General features: G+C 62.5%; 16 protein-coding genes and 1 tRNA gene. 4 read left to right on the top strand and 13 right to left on the bottom strand.

Features of this window, described 5'->3' with window-relative positions:
• Window positions 1–7: 7 nt before the first annotated feature.
• The 3 genes from N4J17_RS02655 to N4J17_RS02645 form a co-directional block, all read right to left on the bottom strand.
• Window positions 8–4,042: a hypothetical protein gene (locus N4J17_RS02655; protein WP_198322353.1), complete on the bottom strand. Its 4,035-nt coding sequence runs from the start codon at window positions 4,040–4,042 to the stop codon at window positions 8–10.
• Between the two features lie 364 nt (window positions 4,043–4,406).
• The gene (locus tag N4J17_RS02650) at window positions 4,407–5,774 is read right to left on the bottom strand and encodes a (Fe-S)-binding protein (RefSeq protein WP_198322352.1); all 1,368 of its coding nucleotides are present in this window, start codon (window positions 5,772–5,774) and stop codon (window positions 4,407–4,409) included.
• Window positions 5,775–6,115: 341 nt separating this feature from the next.
• Window positions 6,116–6,208, bottom strand: a tRNA-Ser gene (locus N4J17_RS02645).
• Between the two features lie 56 nt (window positions 6,209–6,264).
• Here N4J17_RS02645 and N4J17_RS02640 point away from each other — a divergent pair.
• A complete protein-coding gene (locus tag N4J17_RS02640) occupies window positions 6,265–7,629 on the top strand; it encodes a transglycosylase SLT domain-containing protein (RefSeq protein WP_198322351.1) in 1,365 nt (454 codons plus the stop codon).
• Here N4J17_RS02640 and tadA read toward each other — a convergent pair.
• The 7 genes from tadA to amoC all read right to left on the bottom strand — a co-directional run bounded on the left by tadA (window position 7,626) and on the right by amoC (window position 15,763).
• Entirely contained in the window at window positions 7,626–8,090 is a 465-nt protein-coding gene (tadA, locus tag N4J17_RS02635) for a tRNA adenosine(34) deaminase TadA (RefSeq protein WP_198322350.1), read from the bottom strand. The genes N4J17_RS02640 and tadA overlap by 4 nt on opposite strands.
• Complete coding sequence (gene guaA, locus N4J17_RS02630; RefSeq protein WP_198322349.1) at window positions 8,081–9,655, bottom strand: glutamine-hydrolyzing GMP synthase; 1,575 nt, start codon at window positions 9,653–9,655, stop codon at window positions 8,081–8,083. Before guaA ends, tadA begins: the two co-directional genes overlap by 10 nt.
• Window positions 9,656–9,677: 22 nt before the next feature.
• Window positions 9,678–11,141 carry an IMP dehydrogenase gene (gene guaB, locus N4J17_RS02625; RefSeq protein WP_198322348.1) on the bottom strand — a complete coding sequence of 488 codons (1,464 nt, stop codon included), beginning with the start codon at window positions 11,139–11,141 and terminating at the stop codon, window positions 9,678–9,680.
• Window positions 11,142–11,285: 144 nt separating this feature from the next.
• Window positions 11,286–12,194, bottom strand: a complete 909-nt coding sequence (locus tag N4J17_RS02620; RefSeq protein ID WP_198322347.1) for a hypothetical protein — start codon at window positions 12,192–12,194, stop codon at window positions 11,286–11,288.
• 48 nt (window positions 12,195–12,242) lie between these two features.
• Window positions 12,243–14,384, bottom strand: a complete 2,142-nt coding sequence (locus N4J17_RS02615; protein WP_198322346.1) for a YgiQ family radical SAM protein — start codon at window positions 14,382–14,384, stop codon at window positions 12,243–12,245.
• A 78-nt stretch (window positions 14,385–14,462) separates the two neighbouring features.
• Window positions 14,463–14,720: a hypothetical protein gene (locus tag N4J17_RS02610; RefSeq protein ID WP_198322345.1), complete on the bottom strand. Its 258-nt coding sequence runs from the start codon at window positions 14,718–14,720 to the stop codon at window positions 14,463–14,465.
• A 281-nt stretch (window positions 14,721–15,001) separates the two neighbouring features.
• Window positions 15,002–15,763, bottom strand: a complete 762-nt coding sequence (amoC, locus tag N4J17_RS02605; RefSeq protein ID WP_198322344.1) for a bacterial ammonia monooxygenase, subunit AmoC — start codon at window positions 15,761–15,763, stop codon at window positions 15,002–15,004.
• A gap of 204 nt (window positions 15,764–15,967) precedes the next feature.
• Here amoC and glgX point away from each other — a divergent pair, with 204 nt between their 5' ends.
• The gene (gene glgX, locus N4J17_RS02600) at window positions 15,968–18,058 is read left to right on the top strand and encodes a glycogen debranching protein GlgX (protein ID WP_232470335.1); all 2,091 of its coding nucleotides are present in this window, start codon (window positions 15,968–15,970) and stop codon (window positions 18,056–18,058) included.
• On the opposite strand, the gene N4J17_RS02595 is transcribed toward glgX, so the two are convergent.
• A complete protein-coding gene (locus N4J17_RS02595; RefSeq protein ID WP_198322343.1) occupies window positions 18,059–18,871 on the bottom strand; it encodes a quinoprotein dehydrogenase-associated SoxYZ-like carrier in 813 nt (270 codons plus the stop codon).
• Between the two features lie 38 nt (window positions 18,872–18,909).
• Window positions 18,910–19,806 (bottom strand): quinoprotein relay system zinc metallohydrolase 2, encoded by an 897-nt coding sequence (locus tag N4J17_RS02590; RefSeq protein WP_338457629.1) that lies wholly within the window; start codon window positions 19,804–19,806, stop codon window positions 18,910–18,912.
• A 401-nt stretch (window positions 19,807–20,207) separates the two neighbouring features.
• On the opposite strand from N4J17_RS02590, the gene N4J17_RS02585 reads away from it, so the two are divergent.
• Entirely contained in the window at window positions 20,208–22,067 is a 1,860-nt protein-coding gene (locus tag N4J17_RS02585) for a methanol/ethanol family PQQ-dependent dehydrogenase (protein ID WP_198322341.1), read from the top strand.
• Window positions 22,068–22,231: 164 nt separating this feature from the next.
• A complete protein-coding gene (locus N4J17_RS02580) occupies window positions 22,232–23,086 on the top strand; it encodes a substrate-binding domain-containing protein (RefSeq protein WP_198322340.1) in 855 nt (284 codons plus the stop codon).
• 55 nt (window positions 23,087–23,141) lie between these two features.
• Here N4J17_RS02580 and lysS read toward each other — a convergent pair whose 3' ends face one another.
• Window positions 23,142–24,632 (bottom strand): lysine--tRNA ligase, encoded by a 1,491-nt coding sequence (lysS, locus tag N4J17_RS02575; protein ID WP_198322339.1) that lies wholly within the window; start codon window positions 24,630–24,632, stop codon window positions 23,142–23,144.
• Window positions 24,633–24,636: the final 4 nt, after the last annotated feature.

The raw sequence follows: 24,636 nt of genomic DNA, 5'->3' as shown, positions 1-24,636 counted from the left end.
CGGCGCGTCAGGCGGCTGCTTCCAACAATGGGCTCGGTGAGCTGAGGCGGTAATGGTGCACCAGGTAATGCCGCTGCTGCGGATTCAGGCTGCCCAAAGGGACGGCCATCCTCAGGTCGGCGGTTTTGTTGCGGATGACCAGGCAGGGTTCGCCGTCCACTTGGTCCAGGCTGCCGACGAATTCGCCGGCCGTGGTTTCGCCTCTTTCACTGACCAGTTGACCGCGGTCACTGCCCCGCCCCGGTTTCAGGACCACCTCCTGCACCCGTCCCTGCGGCTGTTCCAGCACGGCGTGGCGGTTCAGATGAAGGGCGATCTGGTGTTCGGAAAACACCAGGACGGCGAAGGATTCGTCGGGGGCCTGTTCTTCTGTGCGCAGCGCGTCGAAGGTCGATCTCGGAACCATGGTCCGGGTATGGATGTCCAGCGGAGAGACCGGGTGCTTGGTGGACTGGATCTGGGCCTGGTTGGCGGTATCAGCCTCGCCGGCGAGGTTGGTCAGATCCAGCCCGTTACCCAGTAACACTTCGTACACCAGGCTTGCGCCGGGAATCCAGCGGATCACATCCCACAGCGCCCGGTTGACGATTTCCTTGCGCCGGAAACCGATCACGAACTCGGTGATGAGACCGTCGCAAAGGTCGATCAGCCGGCGGTTCACCAAGCGGAACACTTCCGGGGACAGTTTGCCGTCATATTTCGCCCGCAGGCCCGCCAGGCTGTCGGACAGTACGGTCTGGTAGGGGCGCGACGCATTGACATAGCAGGAGCCCTGGCGCACCTTGTCCCGCGACTGCGGTTGACCGCCGTTGAAACGGATACCGCCGAGTTGGGCGTAGACCATGTTCTCCTCCGCGGCATTGTTGGCTTCCTCGATGCCCATGCGTTCATCGGGCAGGCGGTGAATGGTCACCACTCCGCGATGGGCCCGGATGCCATAGCGGTGCAAGGCGTCACGTACCGTGTCGGCCCAGTAGAAGAACGGAGTCAGGAACGCCGGCATGTTGGAGAACAGGGTCGCGTTGTAGCGTTCGACGATGCGGGCGATGTACTTGCGGTCGATATAGACTTCCGCGCGCGCGCCGATCCGCTCGAACACCGGCCGCCCCTGCCAGCGGCGGACGCCGAGATGGATCAGCCAGAGCGCGGTGAGGAACAGCGCTGCGTCCAGCACGTGGGCCGCCAAGCCGACGCCGGCCAGGAAATCGAACGGGGAGAACAGCAGGCCGAACACCGGTACCCCGAACACCGTGGCGATCACGATGTAAGCCGCGAAAATGGCATAGGAGCGCACGAATTCTACCTGGTTTTCCGCCCGCGCCGCTGCCTCGCGGTTCAATGCATCCGTATCCGGCGAGTCGATGAGTTCGCCGGCCGCGTTGCAGCCGACCCGGTTGGGAATGTCAACGCCGTAAACCGCGGCCTGGAATTCCCGGAAAGCCTTGATGTCGGACATCTGCAGGTCACTGCGCAGCTCGAAATCGCCGCTTTGTCCGGTCAGGACTTCCCGGCTCAGCGTGCTATAGGCATCGATGGCTTTCCGGGCCAGGTGGATGAGAATTTCAGTGAGCACCGCTTGAGTCGCCACCACCACGATGGTCGCCGCTTCGGCCCGACGCCGGCCGCTGGTGCCATCGGGGGAGAGGTGGCTGAGGTTGACGAAAGTGTTGGGCAGAATGGGATCATCGGGCTGATAGCCCTGGCCCAGGGCTTCGGTCATGGAGTTCAGGAACGATTGGGAAAGGACGAAGCAGCGCTCCGCGCCGACCAGGTCGCGCGCCTTACGCACCACGGCCAACGTGGACTGGGTCTGGGCGGAATTGCTCACGCCCAGGAACACGGTCGAGGAGCCGTAGCAGCCGATGCCTTCCCGCTGGGTGCGCTTCATTTCCTTCAGCACGTTGCCGGAATTTTCCGCGCGGATGCGGAGGCCGGGCAGCACGGAGTGCAGGGCGATCGCGAATTCATTGAGCAGGTCCTGGTTGAAGTCCACCCCGTAGAGTACGAGGTCGTGCATCCGCGGGTCCCGGTTCGGATTCAGCAGATTCTGGAACAGCAGTTCGCCGAAATGATTCATCGTGGCGTGGTTCTCGCCCCCGGGTTCGAACGATTCGAGCACTCGCTTGAGCACGAAAGGAATCTCCAGCAAGTCTTTTTCTACGGCATTCCCCGGCGCGGGCAGCTGATGAATACGGCTGATCTTGGCGTTGTTGTTGACCGCGAACCAGTTGGATCGGACAGCTGCCGGCGGTTCTGCCCCCGGTTGCAATGCCTTGGGCGAGAGTTGGGGCGGTTGCAGGAAATCGTCGCCCACCTTGGCGCGGTCATAGATGCGGATGAATTCCGAAGGACTCGCTGCACGATACTCGATGGTGGCGTACTGGCCGTCTTCCAGGTAGATCTGCAGCGCATCGTCGTCCGGCTCCCCCTGGTGCAGGGCCGAGGTGACGCCCAAGGGTTCCGCACTGCCGAAGATTTCCCCACGGGTGCGGTTGTGGCCGAGGGAGAAGGCCTGGGTCAGGGAAAACACGCCCATGCGGGGCTCCAGGGTGGAGCAGACCATCAGTGCGAATTCCCCGACCAGGTCGCGGGAAGCGGTGCGCATCACCCAGGTCAGGTCGTGATGGCAGAAGGCTTCCTCGAATGCGGCGAGAAAGCCAGGGAGGACGTCCGCTTCCAGGGCGGTTCCGACTTCCCGGGTCAGTACGTCGCGCAAGTGTTTCCTGGACTCGGCGGAGAGGTCTGCCAGGGATCGTGCAGGGGCTGCCAGTGCATGCTGGTCCAGTTCTTTGCGTAGATTCAACAACGCCAGATCGGTGGCTTCGGCCCAGCGCGGGAGCAGATCGAGGTTGATGTTCCCGCCGGCGATGTCACGGTTGTAATCCAATGCGGCGGTGAAATAGGCATAGCGCAGCGCCTTGTAGCTCAGTCCTTGGGTATAGATGAAATCTACCCATTCGGCGACGCTGCGGGAATCCGAGTCGCCCTTGGAGCTGGTTCTGGGCATCATGCTCAGGAATACCCCACGGGCCTCCTGTTGAGTGAAGAAATGCCGACGTTTCTCGCCGTCCACGGTGAACTCGAGGTAGACGCCGTCCATGTCGCCATTGTGGGCGATCATGTTGAACACTTCACCGGGCTTAGACACCAGCGAGTGGTCTTCTACCCCGTGGTGCATCATCGCATCGTAGTATTCGTACCAGTGCGGCTGGGCATTGTGCCAATGCGTCGCGCCGCCGGTGGCATAACGCAGATGGAGCAGTACGGCTTCGAAGTCCCGGGGACGTCGGTAACCTTCGCGGCTGGCTTTCTTGAGTAGGCCGTCCAGGCGCTCGGACAGCACATTCACGATGTCTTCCCGTTTGCCTTTGACGACCTTGTCGAAGATGACCGACTGGGCACCGCCTTTGTCCACCAACACTGAGAATCCCGCCGACTGACCGCCGCGGGTCGATGCCTCGCGCGCCAGTATCCGCGCCATTTCCCGCAGACGGTCCGAAATCAGCAGGGGAGCGCTTTCTTCCCCTTCAAGGCCGCAACGGACCGCGAATGCTGGACCGCAGGCCCAGTAAGGCGTCGTTCCCCGGAGCACGGCCAGAACATCCGGTAGCGACAACATCGCAAGGATAGAGCTGGCGCAGAACCCGCTCCAGGCGAAGAGTGCCCAGGCTCCGCCGTCGGGTTCCAGCCACTGGAACGCGGCTGCCAGCATCGACAGATTGGCCAGGATGCCCGCCGCCGCGACGATACGGCATCGCCAGCCCTGGTACAGGGATGCCGGAATGCGGGGCGGATGTGCGGAAAACTGAGGGACCGGTCCGAATGGAAGAAGACTCCTGCCGAATTCTCTGGCTGGGATTCCTTCCAGAATCGTCGCCGCCGAGAAGGCGGTTGGATCGCGTGTAAGCGTGAACAAGGCGAGCGCATGGCCCAGCCCGTGTATTACCAAGGCCACGGCGTTGGTGAACCGCAACGGGGCCAGCATGAGTTCCAAAAGAACTCGCGGCTTCGCGAGCGAAGCCGAAACGATGCTTCCTGTCATGGCATCAATCCTCGGGTAGGGTGCAAGGGCCTCCGGCACCTTTCGCCTCGGCGATGGCCGGGAGTCCAAGCGGCGGCATGCCTGATCGAACGCGTATCGATTCGGGCAGCTCGAACCGCTGCTTATTGTTTTAAGTATCGATTCAATACGAGCGCTTACGTTAGAGTATGGAAGGCGGTGCGTCAATATGTCACGCACATAAAAAGTGCGAAGCACCAATATAGTGCACAAATTTGATTTTTTATGGTGCGCCTGGCAGGTTTTTCAGGGGGGGGGCTGATGTGGAAGGACAGTCTTATCGTTCGGGGGGGCGGGGCAGGAGCGATCAAAAGAGGGTTCGGTCATCGGTCAAGAGCACTGAGCGTCAGTTTCGCCGGCTCCCCAGGCCGCCGCTCGCCAGTGCCGACTTCAGCACCCTGGCCAAGTGCACGCCCTCTCGCTGCGCACCATCGCGTATCTGGTGGCGGCAACTGGTGCCGTTGGCGATCAGCAAGGTGTCTTTGTCCGCTTCGCGTATCCGCGGCAGCAGGGCGAGTTCGGCCATCTGCATGGATACTTCGTAATGCTCGGCCTCCAGTCCGAAAGCGCCGGCCATACCGCAGCAGCTCGATTCGATGAATTCCACCCCCAGCTCCGGTATCAGCCCCAGCACCTTGCGCATCGACTTCATCGCGCCGAAGGCTTTCTGATGGCAGTGTCCATGCACCAGCGCCCGCGCCTGCGGCAGGGGACGGAGCGGAAGTTCAAGCCGCTTGGCGTCGTGTTCGCGGGCCAGGAATTCCTCCAGCAGCAGAGCGGATTTCGCGACGGCGGCCACGGCATCGCCCAGTCCCAGCGAGTAGTATTCGTCGCGCAGCATCAAGAGGCAGGACGGTTCCAGGCCGATGACGGGTAGGCCGCGCTCGGCATAGGGTCGCAAGGCTTCGACCATGCGTCCGGCCTCCGTCCGCGCCTGCTCGACCAGGCCGTGGGACAGGAAGGTGCGGCCGCAGCACAGCGGGTGTTCCCCGGCGGGCGGCCGGGCGAGATGGACCCGGCAACCGGCGGCGGTCAACACGTCGAGAGCCGCCTGGGCGGTTTCCGGTTCGAAGTGGTTGGAGAAGGTGTCGACCAGCAGGACGACCTCGCGCCCTTCGGGGGCGCCGGCGGGTTCGGTCGGGGCCGCGGCGAGGAACTCGATCGGTGCGCTCAGAGGCAGCGAGCGTTTGGCGGCGATGCCGAGCCAGCGCTCGCCCAACTTGGCCAGCAGCGGCACCCGTGCACGCGCTCTCACCAGCCAATTAAGCCATGCCAGTTTTCCCGCCCAGTGCGGTATGTGCGCCAGCAGCCGTTCCCGCAGCGGAGCGCCGCCGAGCTGTTTCCAGCGCTGCGCCAAAGTCTCGATGCGCAGCAGCGCCATGTCCACCCCATTGGGGCATTCGCGCTTGCAGCCCTTGCAGCCCACGCACAGGTCCATGGCCGCTTCCAGCTCCGGTCCGACGAAGGGCTTCGGCCCGTATTCGCCGTTCAGCGCCGCCTTCAATGTTTGGGCCCGGTGGTGGGTGGAGTGCGCCGCGTCATGTGTGACCCGGAAGCTCGGGCACATCACGCCCTTTTCGGTGCGCTGACATTGCCGGTTGCCGATGCATACCGCCGCCGCCTTGCCGTAGGCGCCGCCTTCGGAAGGCACGGCCGCATAGGCATCACCCGCGCCATAGCTGTTGTAGGCCGACCAGTCGAGTTGTGTCTCCATGCCTCAACGCCTTGTAAATAAAACCGTCCAAGCAGGAGTGATGCCATACCGGCGGATTCACCTAAGTCATTGGTTTTGTTAAGTAGCGTGGATCCTGGGTATCTCATCGACTGTACGAAGTGCGACAAGGCAACGGATCTGCAGGTCTTTCCGGTGATTTTTTTCGCAAGGGCCGCTGAGCCGTCACTCGGCATTGCTCAGGGTCGTGTGTGCCGCCGTCTCTTCAGGTATAGCGATCTGACATGTTTATTTTTCAAGACGTTTGGCAAGCCAAAAAAAAACCGCTAAGCCTTGTAGCTCGCGGGTTCTGAGGCGTCATGAGACGGGGTGAAACGGGTAAATGGCGGAGAGGGAGGGATTCGAACCCTCGTGCCGGGTTTCCCCGACCATCCGATTTCGAGTCGGCGCCGTTATGACCGCTTCGGTACCTCTCCTGCACAAGCGATGATATTATAACCAATTCGTTACAGACATACGAATGGTGCGTGACATGAATTCAAAGTTCATGGCGGACGGCGTTCTGAAAGTCGGACAAGTCAGGCTTTTGTTTCGCAAGTTCAATCGCCGTACCGGCCAGCGCTGTCTCGGCGCTGGGGTCGCGGCGCTTCTGCTGTCCCAGCTGTACGGCTGCGGCAATCCGGTTCCGGAGCAGCGTAAGCCGCCACACTTCGACAGGGTCAGGGGATCCGGGGAATTGCGGGTGCTGGTCCGCAACAAGCGTTTCACCTCGTCCCGGTCGACGTTGGGGGCGGCCGGTTTCGAACGCGACCTCCTTCGTAAATTCGCTGAGTACCTTGGGGTACGGCTCCGGTTCATCCCGATCAATGTGCGCCCCGTGACGGAGCGGCTGGTCCAGGGCGAGGCCGATTTTGCGGTGATGCCTTCCGGTTCCGTTTCCGGAGACCTCATGCGCATCGGTTGGACTCCCCCCGCGGCCGGCGAGTCTCCGCCGCTCGCCGGGGCGGCGCCGGTTGGAGGCTGGGTCGGTGCGCTCGCTGGCGGTCTCAAGGGGATGGCCCGAAACAGCGCCCAGAAGTTCAATCCGAGGTTAGCCCTTGCGGAATACTCCCACCGCAGTGTGCGCGCCTTGAAGTGGGTCATCCCCGAAAGCGCCGGCGTTCGCACCCCGCCTGCGCTGGCATTGATGTTCGCCGACCCGGGGGGTGAATATCTGGCGAGGGCGGCAGAGCACTTCCTGCGTGATATGCGCGAGCACAAAGGTTTCGACCCATTGGTCGATCGCCACTTTGGTCACAAGGAGGGCGCGGATCCTGCTCTGGATCGCAGCCTGCGTAAGTCCTACAGCCGTCAGTTGGGCCAATACCGCAGGACGTTCGTCGAGGCAGGGGCACGCCATGGTGTGGACTGGCGGCTGCTGGCCGCGGTGGCTTTCCAGGAATCGCAATGGGACGGCAACGCTGTGTCGGTCGAAGGCGTGCGCGGCATGATGATGCTGACCGCTGCGACGGCCCGCGAACTGGGGGTGGACCGCAATAATCCAGGGCAGAGCATCCATGGCGGGGCCCGCTATCTGAAGGAGGTGTGGTCGCGTTTGCCGGAAGAGATCGCGGAACCCGACCGTACTTGGTTTGCACTCTCCGCCTACAATCTGGGTCCGGGGCGGGTCGAGACCGCACGCCGGTTGGCGAAGAAGATGGGGCGCGATCCCAACAAATGGGTCGAGGTCAAGAAGACCTTGCCACTGGTCGGAGCCGGACATTCCGGTGGTCGCCGCCGCCATCCTTCGGCTCGGGGAAAACTGACGGTCCACTACGTCAACCGGGTGCGGCATTACTACGAGCTGCTGGTGCGGCTCAGCGAGAAGAAGCGGGCCGGACCACCGGAGCAGGGCTAACGGCGGTTCCTGAAGAAGTCCCGCAGGAGCTGGCCGCATTCCTCGGCCAATACGCCTTCCGTCACTTCGACCCGGTGATTCATGAACTCCGCGTCGATCAGCCTGAGCGCGCTTATTGCCGCACCGCGCTTGGGATCGGCGGCCCCAAACACCAGCCTGCCGATACGGGCATGCAGGATCGCACCCATGCACATGGCGCAGGGTTCGAGCGTGACGTATAGGGTGGTATCCACCAGCCGATAATTGCCCAGGCGCGCGCCGGCCGCGCGCAAGGCGACGATTTCGGCATGGGCGGTGGGGTCATGGCTGGAAATGGGTTGATTATGGCCTTCGCCCAGGACTTCGCCATTCTTGACCAGCACGGCCCCGATCGGGACTTCGCCTGCCGCTTCAGCGGTGCGGGCCAGCCTGAGGGCATGGCGCATCCATGCTTCGTCCGGGCCGGGTTCCTTTACTCCCATTCGATCGTCGCCGGCGGTTTTCCCGAGATGTCATAGGTGACCCGGGAGATGCCGGGGATTTCGTTGATGATACGGCGCGAGACGAGGTCGAGGAAGTCGTAAGGCAGGTGGGCCCAGCGGGCGGTCATGAAGTCGACGGTTTCCACCGCGCGCAGTGCGACCACGTAGTCGTAGCGGCGGCCGTCGCCCATGACGCCGACCGACTTCACTGGCAGGAAGACGGCGAAAGCCTGACTGACCTTGTCATACAGATCGTGGCGGTAGAGTTCTTCGATGAAGACGGCGTCGGCGCGGCGCAGGAGGTCGGCGTATTCCTTCCTGACCTCGCCGAGGATGCGCACGCCAAGGCCGGGGCCGGGGAAGGGATGGCGGTACACCATCTCATAGGGCAGGCCGAGCTCGAGGCCAATCTGGCGGACTTCGTCCTTGAACAGCTCGCGCAGCGGTTCGACCAGTTGCAGCTTCATGGTCTCCGGCAGGCCGCCCACATTGTGGTGGGACTTGATGACATGCGCCTTGCCGGTCTTGGAACCGGCGGATTCGATCACGTCCGGGTAGATGGTGCCTTGGGCCAGCCAGCGGGCGTCTTCGATTTTCGCGGCTTCTTCGTCGAAGATTTCGACGAACAGCCGGCCGATGATCTTGCGCTTGTCTTCGGGGTCGGCAACGCCCTGCAACGCGCGCAGGAAACGCTCTTCGGCATCGACCCGAATCACCCGCACGCCCATGTGTTCGGCGAAAGTGGCCATGACCTGATCGCCTTCGTGCAGCCGGAGCAGGCCGGTGTCGACGAAGACGCAGGTCAGTTGTTCCCCGATGGCGTGCCGGAGCAGGGCGGCGACCACGGATGAGTCCACACCGCCGGACAGGCCGAGCACCACGCGTTCGGCGCCGACCCGGGTCTGCACCCTGGCAATGGCGTCTTCGATGATGTTGCCCGTGGTCCAGCGGGCCTCGCACTGGCACAGCTTGCGTACGAAGCGTTCCAGGATGCGCTTGCCCTGGCGGGTATGGGTCACTTCGGGGTGGAACTGCAGAGCGTAAAACCGGCGTTCCTCGTCCGCCATGCCGGCGATGGGCGCGCTTTCGGTGCTGGCGATCAGCTTGAAGCCGGGTGGCAGGCTGACGACCTGGTCGCCGTGACTCATCCACACGTCGAGCAGCCCATAGCCTTCGGGAGTGGTGTGGTCCTCGATCTCGTTCAAGAGCTGCGAATGGCCGCGTGCCCGGACCTGGGCATAGCCGAATTCGCGGTGTGCGACGGCTTCCACCTTGCCGCCAAGCTGGACCGCCATGGTCTGCATGCCATAGCAGATGCCCAGCACAGGTACGCCGAGCGTGAACACCGAAGCCGGGGCGCGTGGCGTGTCGTCGCCGGTGACGGTTTCGGGGCCGCCGGACAGGATGATACCCTGGGGAGCGAATTCAGCGATGAATGTGTCGCCGCAGTCGTAGGGGTGAATCTCGCAGTAGACCCCGAGTTCCCGTACCCGCCGCGCGATGAGCTGGGTGTACTGGGAGCCGAAATCCAGGATCAGGATTTTTTGGGCATGGATGTCGGTCATCGGCGGCTCGCGGGGTGCGGAATCAGTCGAGGCGGTAGTTCGGCGCTTCCTTGGTGATCGTCACATCGTGCACGTGGCTTTCGCGCATGCCGGCGGAGGTCACCCGGACGAAACGCGCATGTTCGCGCATTTCTTCGATGGTGCGGCAGCCGGTGTAGCCCATGGAGGCGCGGAGGCCGCCGACGAGCTGGTGCAGGATGGCGACGAGGCTGCCCTTGTGGGGGACCCGGCCCTCAATGCCTTCCGGCACCAGTTTTTCGGCCTCTGTGCTATCCTGGAAATAGCGGTCACTGGAACCCTGCTGCTGGGCCATGGCGCCCATCGAGCCCATGCCCCGATAGGCCTTGTAGGAACGGCCCTGGTACAGTTCGACTTCGCCGGGCGATTCTTCGGTACCGGCGAACAGCCCCCCGATCATCACGCAATGGGCGCCGGCCGCGATGGCTTTAGCGACGTCGCCGGAATAACGGATGCCGCCGTCGGCGATGACGGGGATGCCGGTGCCGGCCAGTGCCTGGGCGACGTTGGATACGGCGGTGATCTGCGGCACGCCGACGCCGGCAATGATGCGGGTGGTGCAGATCGAGCCCGGCCCGATGCCGACTTTGACCGCATCGGCGCCGGCTTCGGCCAGCGCCCGTGCAGCGGCGCCGGTGGCGATGTTGCCGCCGATCACTTGGACTTGAGGAAAATGGGTCTTGACCCAGCGCACCCGGTCCAGCACGCCCTGCGAGTGTCCATGGGCAGTGTCCACCACAATCACGTCGACCCCGGCTTCCACCAGTGCCTCCACCCGTTCCTCGGTGCCTGCGCCGGTACCGACGGCCGCTCCCACCCGCAGGCGTTCGAATTCGTCCTTGCAAGCCTGCGGGTAGTCCTTGGATTTCTGGATGTCCTTCACGGTAATCATGCCGCGGAGCTGAAAGGCCTCGTTGACGATCAGGACTTTCTCGATGCGGTGCTGGTGCAATAGGCGGATGGCTTCTTCCTTGCTGGAGCCCTCCTTTACTGTGATCAGCCGTTCCTTCGGTGTCATCGCCCGGATGACGGGTTCGTCGTAGCGCGTCTCGAAACGCAGGTCACGGCTGGTGACGATGCCGACCAGTTCGCCGCCATCCACCACCGGAACGCCGGAGATGTTGCGGGCACGGGTCAGCTCCATGACTTCACGGATGGTCGCGGTCGGCGGCACGGTGATCGGTTCTTTGATCACGCCACTTTCGTATTTTTTCACGCTCCGGACTTCCGCCGCTTGGCGTTCCGTCGTCATGTTCTTGTGGATGATACCGATGCCGCCTTCCTGAGCGATGGTGATGGCGAGCCGGGCTTCGGTCACCGTGTCCATGGCGGCCGACAACAGCGGGATGTTCAGCGGAATGGCCCGGGTGACCCGGGTGGTCAGGGAAACGTCACGGGGGAGCACGTTCGAATACGCAGGAACCAGCAGGACGTCATCGAAAGTCAGCGCTTCTTGTTCGATACGCATGGGACACTCCCGGCAAGTAAAAAACCGATTATTATAACCTTTTCTTTGTCAATGTAAACCGTCGGATGTCTGCGGCTTTTTTATGCCACACCCCGCGGCGGGAGTACGGCCCGCATGCCAATGATGCGCAGAGCCGGTGGCTGTTCAGCTTTCCGCCTGGGCGCAAATCCCAGCGAATGCGGGGAAGTCCCGCGCCAGGGCGTCGGCGAGTTCGGTGCCGTTCTCGGGCGCGGGGAGTTGCAGGAACAAGTCGAGCATGGCGGCCATGGCGATCGCATCCAGAAAAGCGGCCTTGATGGTCCAGGCCAACAGCAAGGCAAACACATAGGGCCAGAGGCCGGGATCGAGCGGAAGGCCCGCGACAATGGCCTGAACCGCCGCCAGCAGGACTGGGAAGGCCGCGAAACACCCCAGCCAGCAGAAGCCGGACAGGTACAGCCGGTTACGCAGGATCGTCGGGAGGTGTGCGGCCAGGAGGAGCAGCCCATCCCGCGCGGAGCGGGCGAAACTGTTCGCCGGATGGGCGAAGTGATAGCCGAGCAGCGTCAGGGTCTCTCGGGTGGCAAGCAATCCTTTCGCCAGAAGCAGCCAGCGTTGCGGCAGGGTTTGCGGCGGCGGTTCCTTCCAGCCGGGAAGCGTGGACAAAACCATCCGTATCGCCGCGATCAATGGGGTGAGTGCCGGCGGGGCGGGAAGACGTTCCGCCACCCGGCGGCGGGCGTCGTCGATCTGTCCCTTGCCTTGGGGGACCGGCTCTTTGAGTGCCTCGGCGCCGAGCAGTGCGGCGTTGCGGGCATGAACCCCGGTCAGGAAGCTGTTGCGGAACTTGTACAGAACCCAGCCGACGATGCCTATCCCGATCCAGGCGCCCGCGCCGGCGAATGCGGTGGGGTTGGAACTCAGTGCGCCGATGCCGATGGCCGTACCTGCGCCGAGGATCGCGCCGAAGATGTAGGCCAGGCCAACGCCGAGATAGATGAGCCAGCGATAGAGCACGAAGGCCATGCTCTTTTCGAGGGTACGGGTGGCCAAAAGCAGATTGAAATCCCACATGACGGATGACCTCTTTTTGTTTCTTGCCTCGAAACCCGGTTTGGAAATTCAGCCGCCCCGCTTCTTTTTGCTCGATTTGCGGCTTGCGGTCTTCCGGCCTTGCGGCGGCAGGCCGCTGTGCTGGGTCCGGAACGGCCTGGCGCTGCGGCTCGTTACGGTCCCGGCGGCGCCTGTCCCGCGCGGCTGCCAGGCCGGGACCAGATGGTGCTTGCCGTTGCCGATCAGGTCGGCCCTGCCCATCCGTTTCAATGCCTCCCGCAAGAGCGGCCAGTTGTCCGGATCGTGATAACGCAGAAAGGCTTTGTGCAGCCGGCGCTGCGTGAGCTTCCGGGGTGTTTCGACGGTTTCGCCGTTGCGCGAGATGCGGTGCAGCGGGTTCTTGCGGCTGTGGTACATGGCCGTGGCCACCGCCATGGGCGAGGGCAGGAAGGACTGCACTTGGTCGGCCCGAAAGCCATTCTTCTTGAGCCACAGCGCCAGGTTCAGCATATCCTCGTCGGTGGTGCCGGGATGGGCGGCGATGAAATAGGGGATGAGGTACTGCTCTTTTCCTGCTTCGCGCGAATATCGGTCGAACATCGCCTTGAAGCGGTCATAGGTGCCGATGCCTGGCTTCATCATCTTGGAAAGCGGCCCCGGTTCGGTATGCTCCGGCGCGATCTTGAGATAGCCGCCGACGTGGTGGGTCACCAGTTCTTTGACGTATTCCGGCGACATCACCGCCAGGTCGTAACGCAACCCCGACCCGATCAGGATCTTCTTGATGCCGGGAAGCTGGCGGGCGCGGCGGTACAGGCGGATCAGCGGGCCGTGATCGGTGCCGAGATTCTTGCAGATGCCGGGGTAAACGCAGGAGGGCCGGCGGCAGCTCGCCTCGATCTCGCGGCTCTTGCAGGCCAGCCGGTACATGTTGGCCGTGGGGCCGCCCAGATCGGAGATCACGCCGGTGAAGGCCGGGGAGGTGTCGCGGATGGTTTCGATCTCCCGGAGGATGGATTCTTCCGAGCGGCTCTGGATGATCCGTCCTTCGTGTTCAGTGATGGAGCAGAAGGTGCAGCCGCCGAAACAGCCACGCATGATGGTCACCGAGTGCTGGATCATCTCGAAGGCCGGGATGGGGGCGTCGCCGTAGCGACGGTGGGGCAGGCGGCTGTAAGGCAGGCCGTAGACCCGGTCCATTTCCGAGGTGGTGAGCGGCAACGCCGGCGGGTTGAGCCAGACATCAAAGGCCCCGTGACGCTGGACCAGCGCCCGGGCGTTGTGCGGGTTGGTTTCCTGATGCAATACCCGCGAGGCATGCGCATACAGTACCGGATCATCGCGCAGCGCCTCGAAAGCTGGCAGGCGGATCACCGTGTTGCCCTGGCCGCGGGTGGGGCGGGTGAAGTGGAGTGCCGGGGCGGCATCCCTCGCCTGTGAGCCGCAGCCGGCGGGTGTCTCCTGATAGGGGTCGGCGGGGGCGGCGATCGCACCGGGCCGGTCGATGCGGGTGGAATCGATTTCGCGCCAGCCAGCAGCGGGAGCGCGGCGGATGTAGGCCGTGCCCCGAATGTCCGTGAGTGCGGAGACCGGTTCACCCCCGGCGAGACGGTGAGCGATCTCGACCACCTGGCGTTCACCATTGCCGTAAACTAGCAGATCCGCCTTGGCATCGACCAGTACCGAACGCCGGACCTTGTCGGACCAGTAGTCATAATGGGCCACGCGGCGCAGGCTGGCTTCAATCCCGCCCAGCACGATCGGCACATCTTTATAGGCTTCGCGGCAGCGCTGGGCATAGACCAGCACGCAGCGATCCGGGCGGCGGTCGGCGGCACCGTGGGGGGTGTAGGCGTCGTTGGAGCGGATGCGGCGGTCGGAGGTATAGCGGTTCACCATGGAATCCATGTTGCCGCCGGTCACGCCGAAGAACAGGTTGGGGCGTCCGAATTCCTCGAAAGGTTCGGCCGAGTGCCAGTCCGGCTGGGCCAGAATGCCGACCCGGAAGCCCTGGGCTTCCAGGAGGCGGCCGATCAATGCCATGCCGAAGCTGGGGTGGTCGACGTAAGCGTCCCCGGTGACCAGGACCACGTCGCAGGAGCCCCAGCCGAGCCGCTCCATGTCGGCGCGGGATAGCGGCAATTGCGGGGCGGCGCCGAAGCGGGCGGCCCAGAACTTTCGATAGGAGAAGATGTCCCGTGCTTGCTGCATGATGCCGAGGACCTGAATGGGGTGACTAGTCTAGCGGATCGGGCGAGGCTGCTGCCAGCTCGAAGGGGCAGCCCCCGATCAGCGCTCCGGCGGGATGGATTTACCACCGCGGCCGAGTTTCAGATGGGCTCTGGATTCCTTGAAGACGCCGATTCCCCAGATTCCCCAGGATGCAGTCTTCAGCATGATGAGCGGTATGGCCACGGTTTGCAGTCCCCAGACAGCCACCGCCATGGCGCTGGCGCCGGAAATGCCCCAGGCCACCAGGCCCCAGCGCCCGCCGATCGCGGTTTTCCCCCATCGCAGGGCGGCTTGTTTTTTTTCTTGTTTTTCCATCCCAGTGCGATTATTGAACGGCATTGGCGGGCGTCGCCGCGCGTTTGCGGCGCGGCTGGCCGGTGAGTGCCGCAGGGCGTTGAAATGCGATCGTAACAATGAGGCTGTGGTCATGCAAATGAGGTGGGGTGGATCCTTCGGCTTCGCTTACGGACGCAAGCGGCGAATCTGAAACGAAAAGAGCCGCCGCCCGGCCAGGGGACACGGGCGGCGGCTCCTTGGTCTTTCGGCTTCTCTGCGTCCCTCAGGAGAGGGTTTATCCTCAGGGAGTTACGCCGGCATCAGCGGATGTCCGGGCACAGTTCGCGTTCGAACAGGTGCGAGAAGCTGTAGAAGGTCTGGGTCAGGGTGCCCATGACGGCCAGCGCCAGCCAGCCGAAGATCACGAAGCCATAGTGCAGCGGCGCCACGAACAGCTCTTCCATGAACCAGAAGGTGTGGCCCCACTCGTTCAGACCCACGTTCGGCAGAATCATGAACGGACCCACCACCAGCACCAGGTACGGCAGCGAAATGCCCTTCGCGAAGAACGGCAGACGCGTCTTGGCGTAGATGAACGCCGCAAAACCGGTGATGATGTAGATCGGGTAGCTCAGATAAAACTCGATGATGTGCGACGGCGTGAAGTCGGTGTCGCGCACGATCGTCTGATGCCAGGTGCCGTCCTGCTCGGTGAAGTAGGAAGCGCCCCAGTAGATGGCCCAGGCGTAGGCCACCAGCCAGGTCAGGTGGGTGAAGTTGCGGCGCAGCTCTTCACGCGGGGTCAGCGCGGCCAGGTTGCGGTCGCGGGTCTTCCAGAGATAACCCCACAGGATCGAAGCCGTCACGATCTCCAGGACGATCTCGGTGTACAGGAAGTTCATCCAGTAGGTTTCAAACTCCGGCGCGAACGAGTCCAGACCGGCGGACCAGCCGTAAACACCTTCGTACCACCGTACCCAAATGTAGAATACGGTGTAGATGCCGATAGCGAAAACCAGCCACTTCTTGTCCAGTAGCGGCCGGTCGACGGCGGCGAGGCCGCCTGCGGTTGTTGTAGCCATCTGATTTCTCCTGAGTTGGTGTTGGTTTGATGCCACATGCCCCTTACATGGGGCTGTGGTATGACGTAAGACCAGTGGCGGCGGAAAAAATTCCCGATCGCCGTTCTGGGAAAATTGCCCCTTGGTTGGAACGGGATGCGGAAGGTTGATGATACACTTCCGGCTCGCCGCGTTTCTTTGTCTTTCAAGATCGGTCCGGCTGCGATGACGGTGCCTGCAAAATTCGATTATTCAACGGGTTCACCCTTGCCCCTGGGAGTTCATTTCCAGGGGACGGACGCCAATTTCGCTCTGTTCAGCCGGCATGGCTCCAGGGTCCGCCTGCTGCTGTTCGCCGACCCGAGTCATACCCAGCCTCATCAGATCATCGACCTCGATCCCCATTACCACCGCACCGGCGATATCTGGCACGTGGCGGTACACGGTGCACACCGTGGCCTGGCCTACGCCTTTCAGGTCGACGGACCGCATGAGCCGCATCTGGGGCATCGTTTCGACCCCCAGGCGGTCTTGCTCGACCCCTATGCCACGGCCCTGGTGACACCGGAGCATTGGGAGTTTTCAGGGGCAGCTGTCGGCGGTCCCGAGCATGTGGTCGCAAAGGCACTGGTGACGGCAGACCATTTCGACTGGGGCCATGATCGCCCGCTCAAGCATCACTGGTCGGAACTGGTCATCTATGAGGTCCATGTCCGGGGGCTGAGTATTCACCCTTCTTCGGCGGTCCGACATCCTGGCACCTATCTCGGCGTCATCGACAAGATCCCCTATTTCAAGCAACTCGGGATCACCGCGATCGAGCTGATGCCGCTGCAGGCGTTCAACCCTTACGAAGTGACCCGCCACAACCCCGTCACCGGCGAGCGGCTCAGGAATTACTGGGGCTACAACACCATCGCCTTCCAGGCGCCGCATGCGGGTTATGGAACCGGCGCCTACCCCGGCTGCCAGGTGGAAGAATTCAAGCACATGGTCAAGGCTCTGCACGAGGCCGACATCGAGGTTCTCCTCGATGTCGTGTTCAACCATACCGCGGAAGGCGATGAAACCGGTCCAATCCTGAATTTCCGGGGTCTGGACAACAGTATCTACTACCTGCTGGAAGAAGACCGTCGGCATTACCGGAACTATTCGGGCTGCGGCAATACCGTCAACTGCAATCACCCGGTGGTGCGCAATTACATTTTGGACTGCCTGCGGTACTGGGTGGTGGAGATGCATGTGGACGGCTTCCGGTTTGATCTGGCCTCAATCCTGGGGCGCGACCGCAACGGCCATCTGGTGCCCAATCCACCCCTGCTGGAGCTGATCGCCGAAGACCCCATCCTGCGCGACGTCAAGCTCATCGCCGAGGCCTGGGATGCCGGCGGCGCCTATCTGGTCGGCCGTTTCCCGGGCGAACGCTGGTGTGAATGGAATGGGGTGTACCGGGACGACGTGCGGCGTTACTGGCGCGGCGATCCGGGTATGGCGGGGGCCTTTGCCAGCCGCCTGTGCGGCAGTGCGGACATTTACGAGCATTCCGGCAAGGCACCGGTGAACAGCATCAACTTCGTGACCTGCCACGATGGCTTCACACTCAACGACTTGGTCAGCTACGCCTGCAAGCACAACACCGCGAACGGGGAGGACAACCGCGACGGTTCGGACCACAATTTCAGCGCCAATTACGGTTGCGAAGGGCCGACCGACGATCATGAGATCAACGCCATCCGCCGTCGCCAGATGAAGAACTTCATGGCCTCACTGCTGCTGTCGCGGGGGATCCCCATGATTCTGGGCGGCGACGAATTCTGCCGGACGCAGCGGGGGAACAACAACGCCTACTGCCAGGACAATGAGATTTCTTGGTTCGACTGGCGTTTGTTGGAGGAAAACCGTCCGTTCTTCGAGTTCGTCCGCAAGATGATCGCGTTCCGGGGCAGCCATCCGGTGCTGTCGCGGGAACAATTCTACCGGCCGGAAGACATTCTCTGGTTCAGCCCCGCCGGCGGTCTGCCGGACTGGCAGACCGCCGCTGCTCTGGGGTGCTGCATTCGGGCGGTAGGGGACGAGGAGCAGCCGCTCTGTCTGCTGTTCAATCCGACGGTGAAAGGGCTCTGCTTCCGGCTTCCGGATACGCTTCGAGGTGGGGTTTGGGTCAAGGCTGTCGATACCGCCGCGGAATCACCGTTCGACATCTGCGAATTCGGAGGGGAGAGCCCGCTGCCGGACCAGCGGCGTCTGTTTCTTCCCGACCGCAGCCTGGTGGTGCTGGTGGAAGGGGCCGCGAAGGCTGTTGCGGCCCGTGCCTGATCAGTCGGTGATAGTCTGGCTGGCGGTAAAGGTTTTTCCCAGGTTGTCGCGGATTTCCGCTTTGAGTTCCCCGGCTTTGTCCGGCACGAAATAGAAGCGGAAATTGGGGTCGGCGCTGATGGCGATGTCGGTCTTGGCGGTGAGGACCGGCATTTCGTTGAAGCTCACTTTGACTTCCTCGACGTAGTGCGCGGGTTTGATCAGGCGCGAGATCTGGTCCATCTGCAGCCCGGTGATGTTCGGATGGCTGACGAGGAGCTGGATGGCGTTGGGTTGTCCCAGCACGGCCTTGTCGCCATCCATGCGGAACTTCATCTTCCCCAGCCGCGCCATCGCGGCATCGAGGTCGGCGCCCAAGGGGGCGGAACAGCCGCCGCTGGCCTTGACGAAGGCTTTGCTCATATAAAGCTTGCCGTCGCTGGTTTCGGCGATGGCGCGGACATGTGTATAGGAATTGACGCGGACGCGCATTGCCAGATCAGCTTTACCACTGGCAGGGGTCAGCTCGAAGGATGCCGCGAAGGGCACCGGATTGTTGTCGATGATCAGGGTGATGTGTCGTATGTATTTCTCCGGCCTCTGCGGAATCTTGCCTGTGATCTGGATGGGGACCAGGGCAGGGTCCTCGGCGCGGTAGGGCGCCGTAAGCTCGATGACGTCATTGCCTTCTTCGATTGGCCTGTCGCCGAAGTATTGAGTCCGCAGCGCGCTTGTCCAAGCGCTTTCATCTTGCGGGTCTGTCGCCTGCGCCAGGGCGGAGAGAATGGTTCCTGCCAACAGGAGCCAAATACGTGGGACGATTCCAGTTTGCATGTGTCGATCTCCGGGGGGCTGATTATTAGAGGATACTGTTAGTCGTCTTCCCATTCCAGCGCGGCGAACGCCGTGGAGACGTTTCTTTTGTTGAATTCGTCGAACAATTGCCACTCGCCCCGCATTGAAGTTCCCACGGTTGCCATCGCCTGCTCCATCGTCCGGTGCTGCCTGATTGCAACGCGGACCTCGGTTGCGAGACCGTTGAGATAACGTTCCTCGGCGGCAATGGCCCGGGGCCACTCGCTGACCGCCGGGCCATGGCCGGGAATGACCAGCCGGGCCGGGACGGCTTTCAAACGGTCGATCTCCTTCAGCCAGCCGATGAGGCTCCCGTCGACCACCGGCAGGTGCCCCATGAACAGGAGGTCTGCCGCCCATAACGTGCCGGTCTTGGCGTCATAGACGCTCAAATCATTGTCGGTATGGGCGGGGCCATGGGCAGTGAGGCGGAGCATTCGGTTACCGAGGTCGAGATCCATGCTTTCCTTGACTGGCTGGTCCGGAGGCACGAAATCCTCGGCGGTTAGAGTGTAGCCCAAGTCCCGGCCAGCCTTTTCGATATAGTACGGCGCTCGCAGAGCCATCGCCTGAGCAAGTTTGTGATGGCCCACGAACGACACGCCCGGCGCCTTGAACGCGCGGTTGCCGTAGATATGGTCCGGATGGACGTGGGTGTTGATCACATAACACACGGGCAGCGGGGTGTGGACGGCGATCGCGGCTTTCAGCGCCCGTCCCTGGTCGGGGCTCCCGCCGCTGTCAACTACGGCGACGCAGCGTTCTCCGACGATGAAACCGATATTAGCGATTTCCCCCCGGTTGTGTTTGTCGGGCAGCTCGTGCCGGCCCTGATGAACGAAAATGCCCTGCGCGACTTCACGCAGATCGAGGTCCGCCCGGGCGGCGGCCAAGCCCCACCATAGGCCGCACAAGGCCGCTCCAGCGGTTCGGGCGAAACGGGGTGGCAAGGGGTGTCCTCGGCTGGGGAGAAGAATACCTGAAAATGACCTTTGGACATTGTCCCCTTCGGCGTGGCGATCTTCAACCGTCCCGCTTCCACAGCGTGGCGAATTGACGCGCCCGGCTCGGCTCCTCGTGGGTCGAACCCGTGAAAAACGTGGCTTCCAGGCCCCTTTCACCGCCCCGCCTCGCGGTTGACTTTTATGGCGAAATCCTTCACCTTACGCGTCCAGACGGGCTGGACGGGGCATTTTCATGCCTTTTACCGGGAGAAATTCCGGCGATACCGGCCGCCGTCCTCCTTAAAGAGTTTTCGGACATTTTTTCACTAACAAGACGTATTCTGCGGACGCAGATACCAGGAGGAAACAAGATGAAAAAACCCGTGAAAAGCTGGCTCATCGCAAGTTCCATAGCATCGTTGCTGGCGGTACCCGGGGTCTCTTTCGCGAACGCCGAAGTGGAAGCACTCACCAAGGATCCGAAGAACTTTGCGACTTGGGGTGGTAACTACGCGGGCACGCGTTACAGCACGCTGGATCAGATCAATTTCAAGAACGCCAAGCACCTGCAGCCGGTCTGGACGTTCTCCACGGGCATGCTGCGCGGTCATGAAGGCGGTCCGCTCGTCATCAACGACGTGATCTACATCCACACCGGTTATCCCCACAAGGTCTACGCCTTGGATCAGGCGACGCAGTCCGTGATCTGGGAATACGTCTACGCCCCCGACAAGGGCACCGATCAGTCGCAGGTCATCTCCGTGATGTGCTGCGACGTGGTCAATCGTGGTCTGGCCTATGGTGACGGCAAGATTTTCCTTGCTCAGGGTGACGCCACGCTGGTGGCCCTCGACGCCAAAACCGGCAAAATCGTCTGGAAAGTCAAGAATGGCGATCCGAAGACCGGCATGACCGCCACCAATGCTCCCCTGGTCGTCAAGGACAAGGTCCTGACTGGTATCTCCGGTGGTGAATTCGGCGTCCGTGGCTTCCTGGCCGCTTACAACATCAAGGACGGCAGCCTGGTCTGGAAGAAGTACAGCATGGGGCCGGACGATGAAGTCGGGCTGGATCCCGAGCACACCATGACCTGGACCGATGGCAAGATGGCGCCGGTCGGCAAGGACTCGTCGTTGAAGACCTGGCAGGGCGACCAGTGGAAGATCGGTGGCGGTACCACCTGGGGCTGGTACAGCTATGATCCGGACCTGAACCTGGTCTACTACGGTTCGGGCAATCCCAGCACCTGGAACCCCGTGCAGCGTCCCGGCGACAACAAATGGTCGATGACCATCTGGGCCCGCGACGTCGATACCGGCGAAGCCAAGTGGGTCTACCAGATGACCCCGCACGATGAATGGGACTATGACGGCATCAACGAAATGATGCTGATCGACCAGGAAATGACCGCGAAGGACGGTTCCAAGCACTCCAAGCTGTTGACCCACTTCGACCGTAACGGTTTCGGCTACACCCTGGACCGCGTCACCGGTGAGCTGCTGGTGGCTGAAAAGTTCGACAAGGCTGTCAACTGGGCGACCCACGTCGACATGAAGACCGGCCGTCCGCAGGTCAATCCGAAGTATTCCACCCAGCACGGCGGTGTGGATGTCGACACCAAAGGCATCTGCCCCTCGGCCATGGGCGCCAAGAACGAGCCGCCGGTCACCTACTCGCCGCGGACCAAGCTCATCTACATTCCGGGTAACCATACCTGCATGAACTATGAGCCGTTCGAGGTCGAATACACCGCAGGCCAGCCGTACGTCGGCGCTACGCTGAACATCTTCCCGGCCAGGGCCAACGTGAAGACCGGCGAGAAGGAATCGAGCAACCACATGGGTTCCTTCACCGCCTGGGATCCGACCACCGGTACCATCGCCTGGCAGTTCGACGAACCTTTCTCACTGTGGAGCGGCATGGTTTCGACCGCTGGCGACATCGTGATCTACGGGACGCTGGAAGGTTACCTGAAAGTGCGCGACGCCAAGACCGGTGAAGAACTGTACCGGTTCAAGACGCCGTCGGGCATCATCGGCAACGTCAGCACCTGGACCTACAACGGCAAGCAGTACATCGGCGTGCTGTCCGGCATCGGCGGCTGGGCCGGTGTGGGCATGGCAGCCGGCCTGGAAGGCGACACCGAAGGCCTGGGCGCAGTGGGCGCCTACAAGGGCCTGAGCAGCCACACCAAGCTGGGCGGCGTGTTCACCGTGTTCACTCTGCCGTAAGAACCGGTCTGGTTCCACGAGTGGACAGCCGGCGCTGACCGGCGAATGAATGCCCCGGATCGGTCGCCCGGTCCGGGGCATTTTTGTTTGTGCAGCACGCAAACGGTGACACAATTGCGTCGGCGTCCGGATGGTCGCCCGCCCTTGTTTCGGATCACGAGAACATGATGAAAAAAACAGGTCTGATTTTGGCCGGGGTTGCCTGGCTGCTCACTGGCGCAGCCGCCCCGGCGGCCAGCGATGCCTTCAAGGTCTGCGCCGATCCCAACAACCCGCCGTATTCCGATCAAAAGGGCGGCGGATTCGAGAACAAGATCGCTGAGCTGTTCGCCAAGGAACTGGACAAGAAACTCGTCTACACTTGGTTTCCGCAGCGCATGGGCTTCATCCGCAATACCCTAAAGGCCAAGGAGCCCGATTCCGAGGATTACAAGTGTGACGTGGTAATGGGCTTGCCGACCGGCTACGACCAAGCCGCCACCACCAAGCCCTACTACCGATCGACCTATGCCCTGGTCTATGTGAAGAAGAAGGGCTGGGACGACGTTCATTCCGCCGCCGCGCTGGATGCCCTGCCGCCGGATCGCAAGTCGAAACTCCGGATCGCCATGTTCGACGGCTCGCCGGCCACGACCTGGATGCTGAAGCACAATCTGGTGGAACAGGGTGTTCCCTACCAGTCGATGACCGGAGACGCGACGGTCAACACCACCCAGACGGTGGAGAAGGAACTGCTCGCCGGCAACATAGACATGGCCATCGTGTGGGGGCCGATGGCGGGCTATCTGGTCTACCACAACAAGCCGGGAACCTTCGCATTGATTCCCATGCCGTCCGAGGAAGGGGTGCGGTTTGACTACGCCATGTCGATGGGGGTGCGGATTCCTGACAAAGCGCGGAAAGAGCAGTTGGAAGCGCTCATCGACAAGAAGACCACGGATATTGAGGCGCTGCTCAGGAAATACCACGTCCCGCTGCTGGACAAGGACGGAAAACTCTTGACGGCGGCGGAAGAGTGACCGGCCGTTGCGGGTTCGCCAGGGGCCCGCAACGACTCGGTGAGTGCCCTGGCGGTCAGCTTTCCGGCCGCATGTGCGGGAACAGGATGACGTCGCGGATGGAGGGCGAGTCGGTGAAGAACATCACCAGACGGTCGATGCCGATGCCTTCGCCGGCGGTGGGCGGCAGGCCGTATTCCAGGGCCCGGATGTAGTCGGCATCGTAGTGCATGGCCTCCTCGTCGCCGGCGGCCTTGTCTTCCGCCTGCTTCCGGAACCGCTCGGCCTGGTCTTCGGGATCGTTGAGCTCGGAAAAGCCGTTGGCCAGCTCGCGTCCGCCCACGAAGAACTCGAAGCGGTCGGTGATGAACGGGTTCTCGTCATTGCGCCGCGCCAAGGGAGACACCTCGGCCGGGTAGGCAGTGATGAAGGTCGGTTCGTCCAGCCGGTCTTCCACGGTTTTCTCGAAGATTTCGGTCTGGATCTTGCCGAGTCCGTCGCCCGCGGCGGCCGGGATGCCCAACCGGGCCGCGATCTTGGCGGCGCTTTCGCGCTCGACCAGTTCTTCGGCCCGGATGTCCGGGTTGTAGTGGAGGATCGATTCCAGCACTGTCATGCGTCGGAACGGCTGGCCCAGGTCGTAATCCTTGCCCTGATGGGTCACGATGGTGCTGCCCAGCAGGTTCTGCGCGATGCCACGCATCAGCGTTTCGGTCAGGTCCATGAGATCACGGTAATCGGCATAGGCCTGATAGAACTCGATCATCGTGAACTCGGGGTTGTGCCGGGTGGATAAGCCTTCGTTGCGGAAGCTGCGGTTGATCTCGAACACCTTCTCGAAGCCGCCCACCACCAGGCGCTTGAGGTAGAGCTCGGGGGCGATACGCAGGTACAGATCCAGGCCCAGCGCGTTGTGATGGGTGACGAACGGTTTGGCGCGGGCGCCGCCGGGGATCACCTGCATCATCGGCGTTTCCGCCTCGATGAAGCCGCGCTCGCTCAAGAAGTCGCGGATGTAGCGGACGATGGCGCTGCGGAGCTGAAACACCCGGCGCGAGTCCTCGTTCATGATGAGGTCGAGGTAGCGCTGGCGGTGGCGGGTCTCGGCGTCGGTGAGCCCGTGGAACTTTTCGGGCAGCGGGCGCAGTGATTTGGTGAGCAGGCGGATGTTCGATGCCTTCACCGACAGTTCGCCGGTCCTGGTGCGGAACACCGTGCCTTCCACGCCGATCACATCGCCGATGTCCCAGCCCTTGAACTCCTCGTACACGCCGTCGGCCAGCGCATCCCTTTGCAGGAAAATCTGGATACGGCCGGACATGTCCTGGATATGGGCGAAGCTGGCTTTGCCCATGATGCGCTTGCCCATCAGCCGCCCGGCCAGCTTGACCGATGCGGCGGTTTCTTCCAGCGCCTCGGCCGTTTTCTCTCCGAAGCGTGCGTGCAGTTCGGCGGCGAGGGCGTCGCGGCGAAAGTCGTTGGGGAAGGCGACGCCGCTTTGCCGCAGCTCGGCGAGTTTTTCACGGCGCAGCGCGATCAGTTTGTTTTCGTCTTGCTGTTCACTCATGGCT

The organism is Methylococcus capsulatus (assembly GCF_036864975.1).
GTDB lineage: Bacteria > Pseudomonadota > Gammaproteobacteria > Methylococcales > Methylococcaceae > Methylococcus.
The sequence above is the reverse complement of the archived record's forward strand: the minus strand, read 5'-3'. Positions and strand labels throughout refer to the sequence as shown.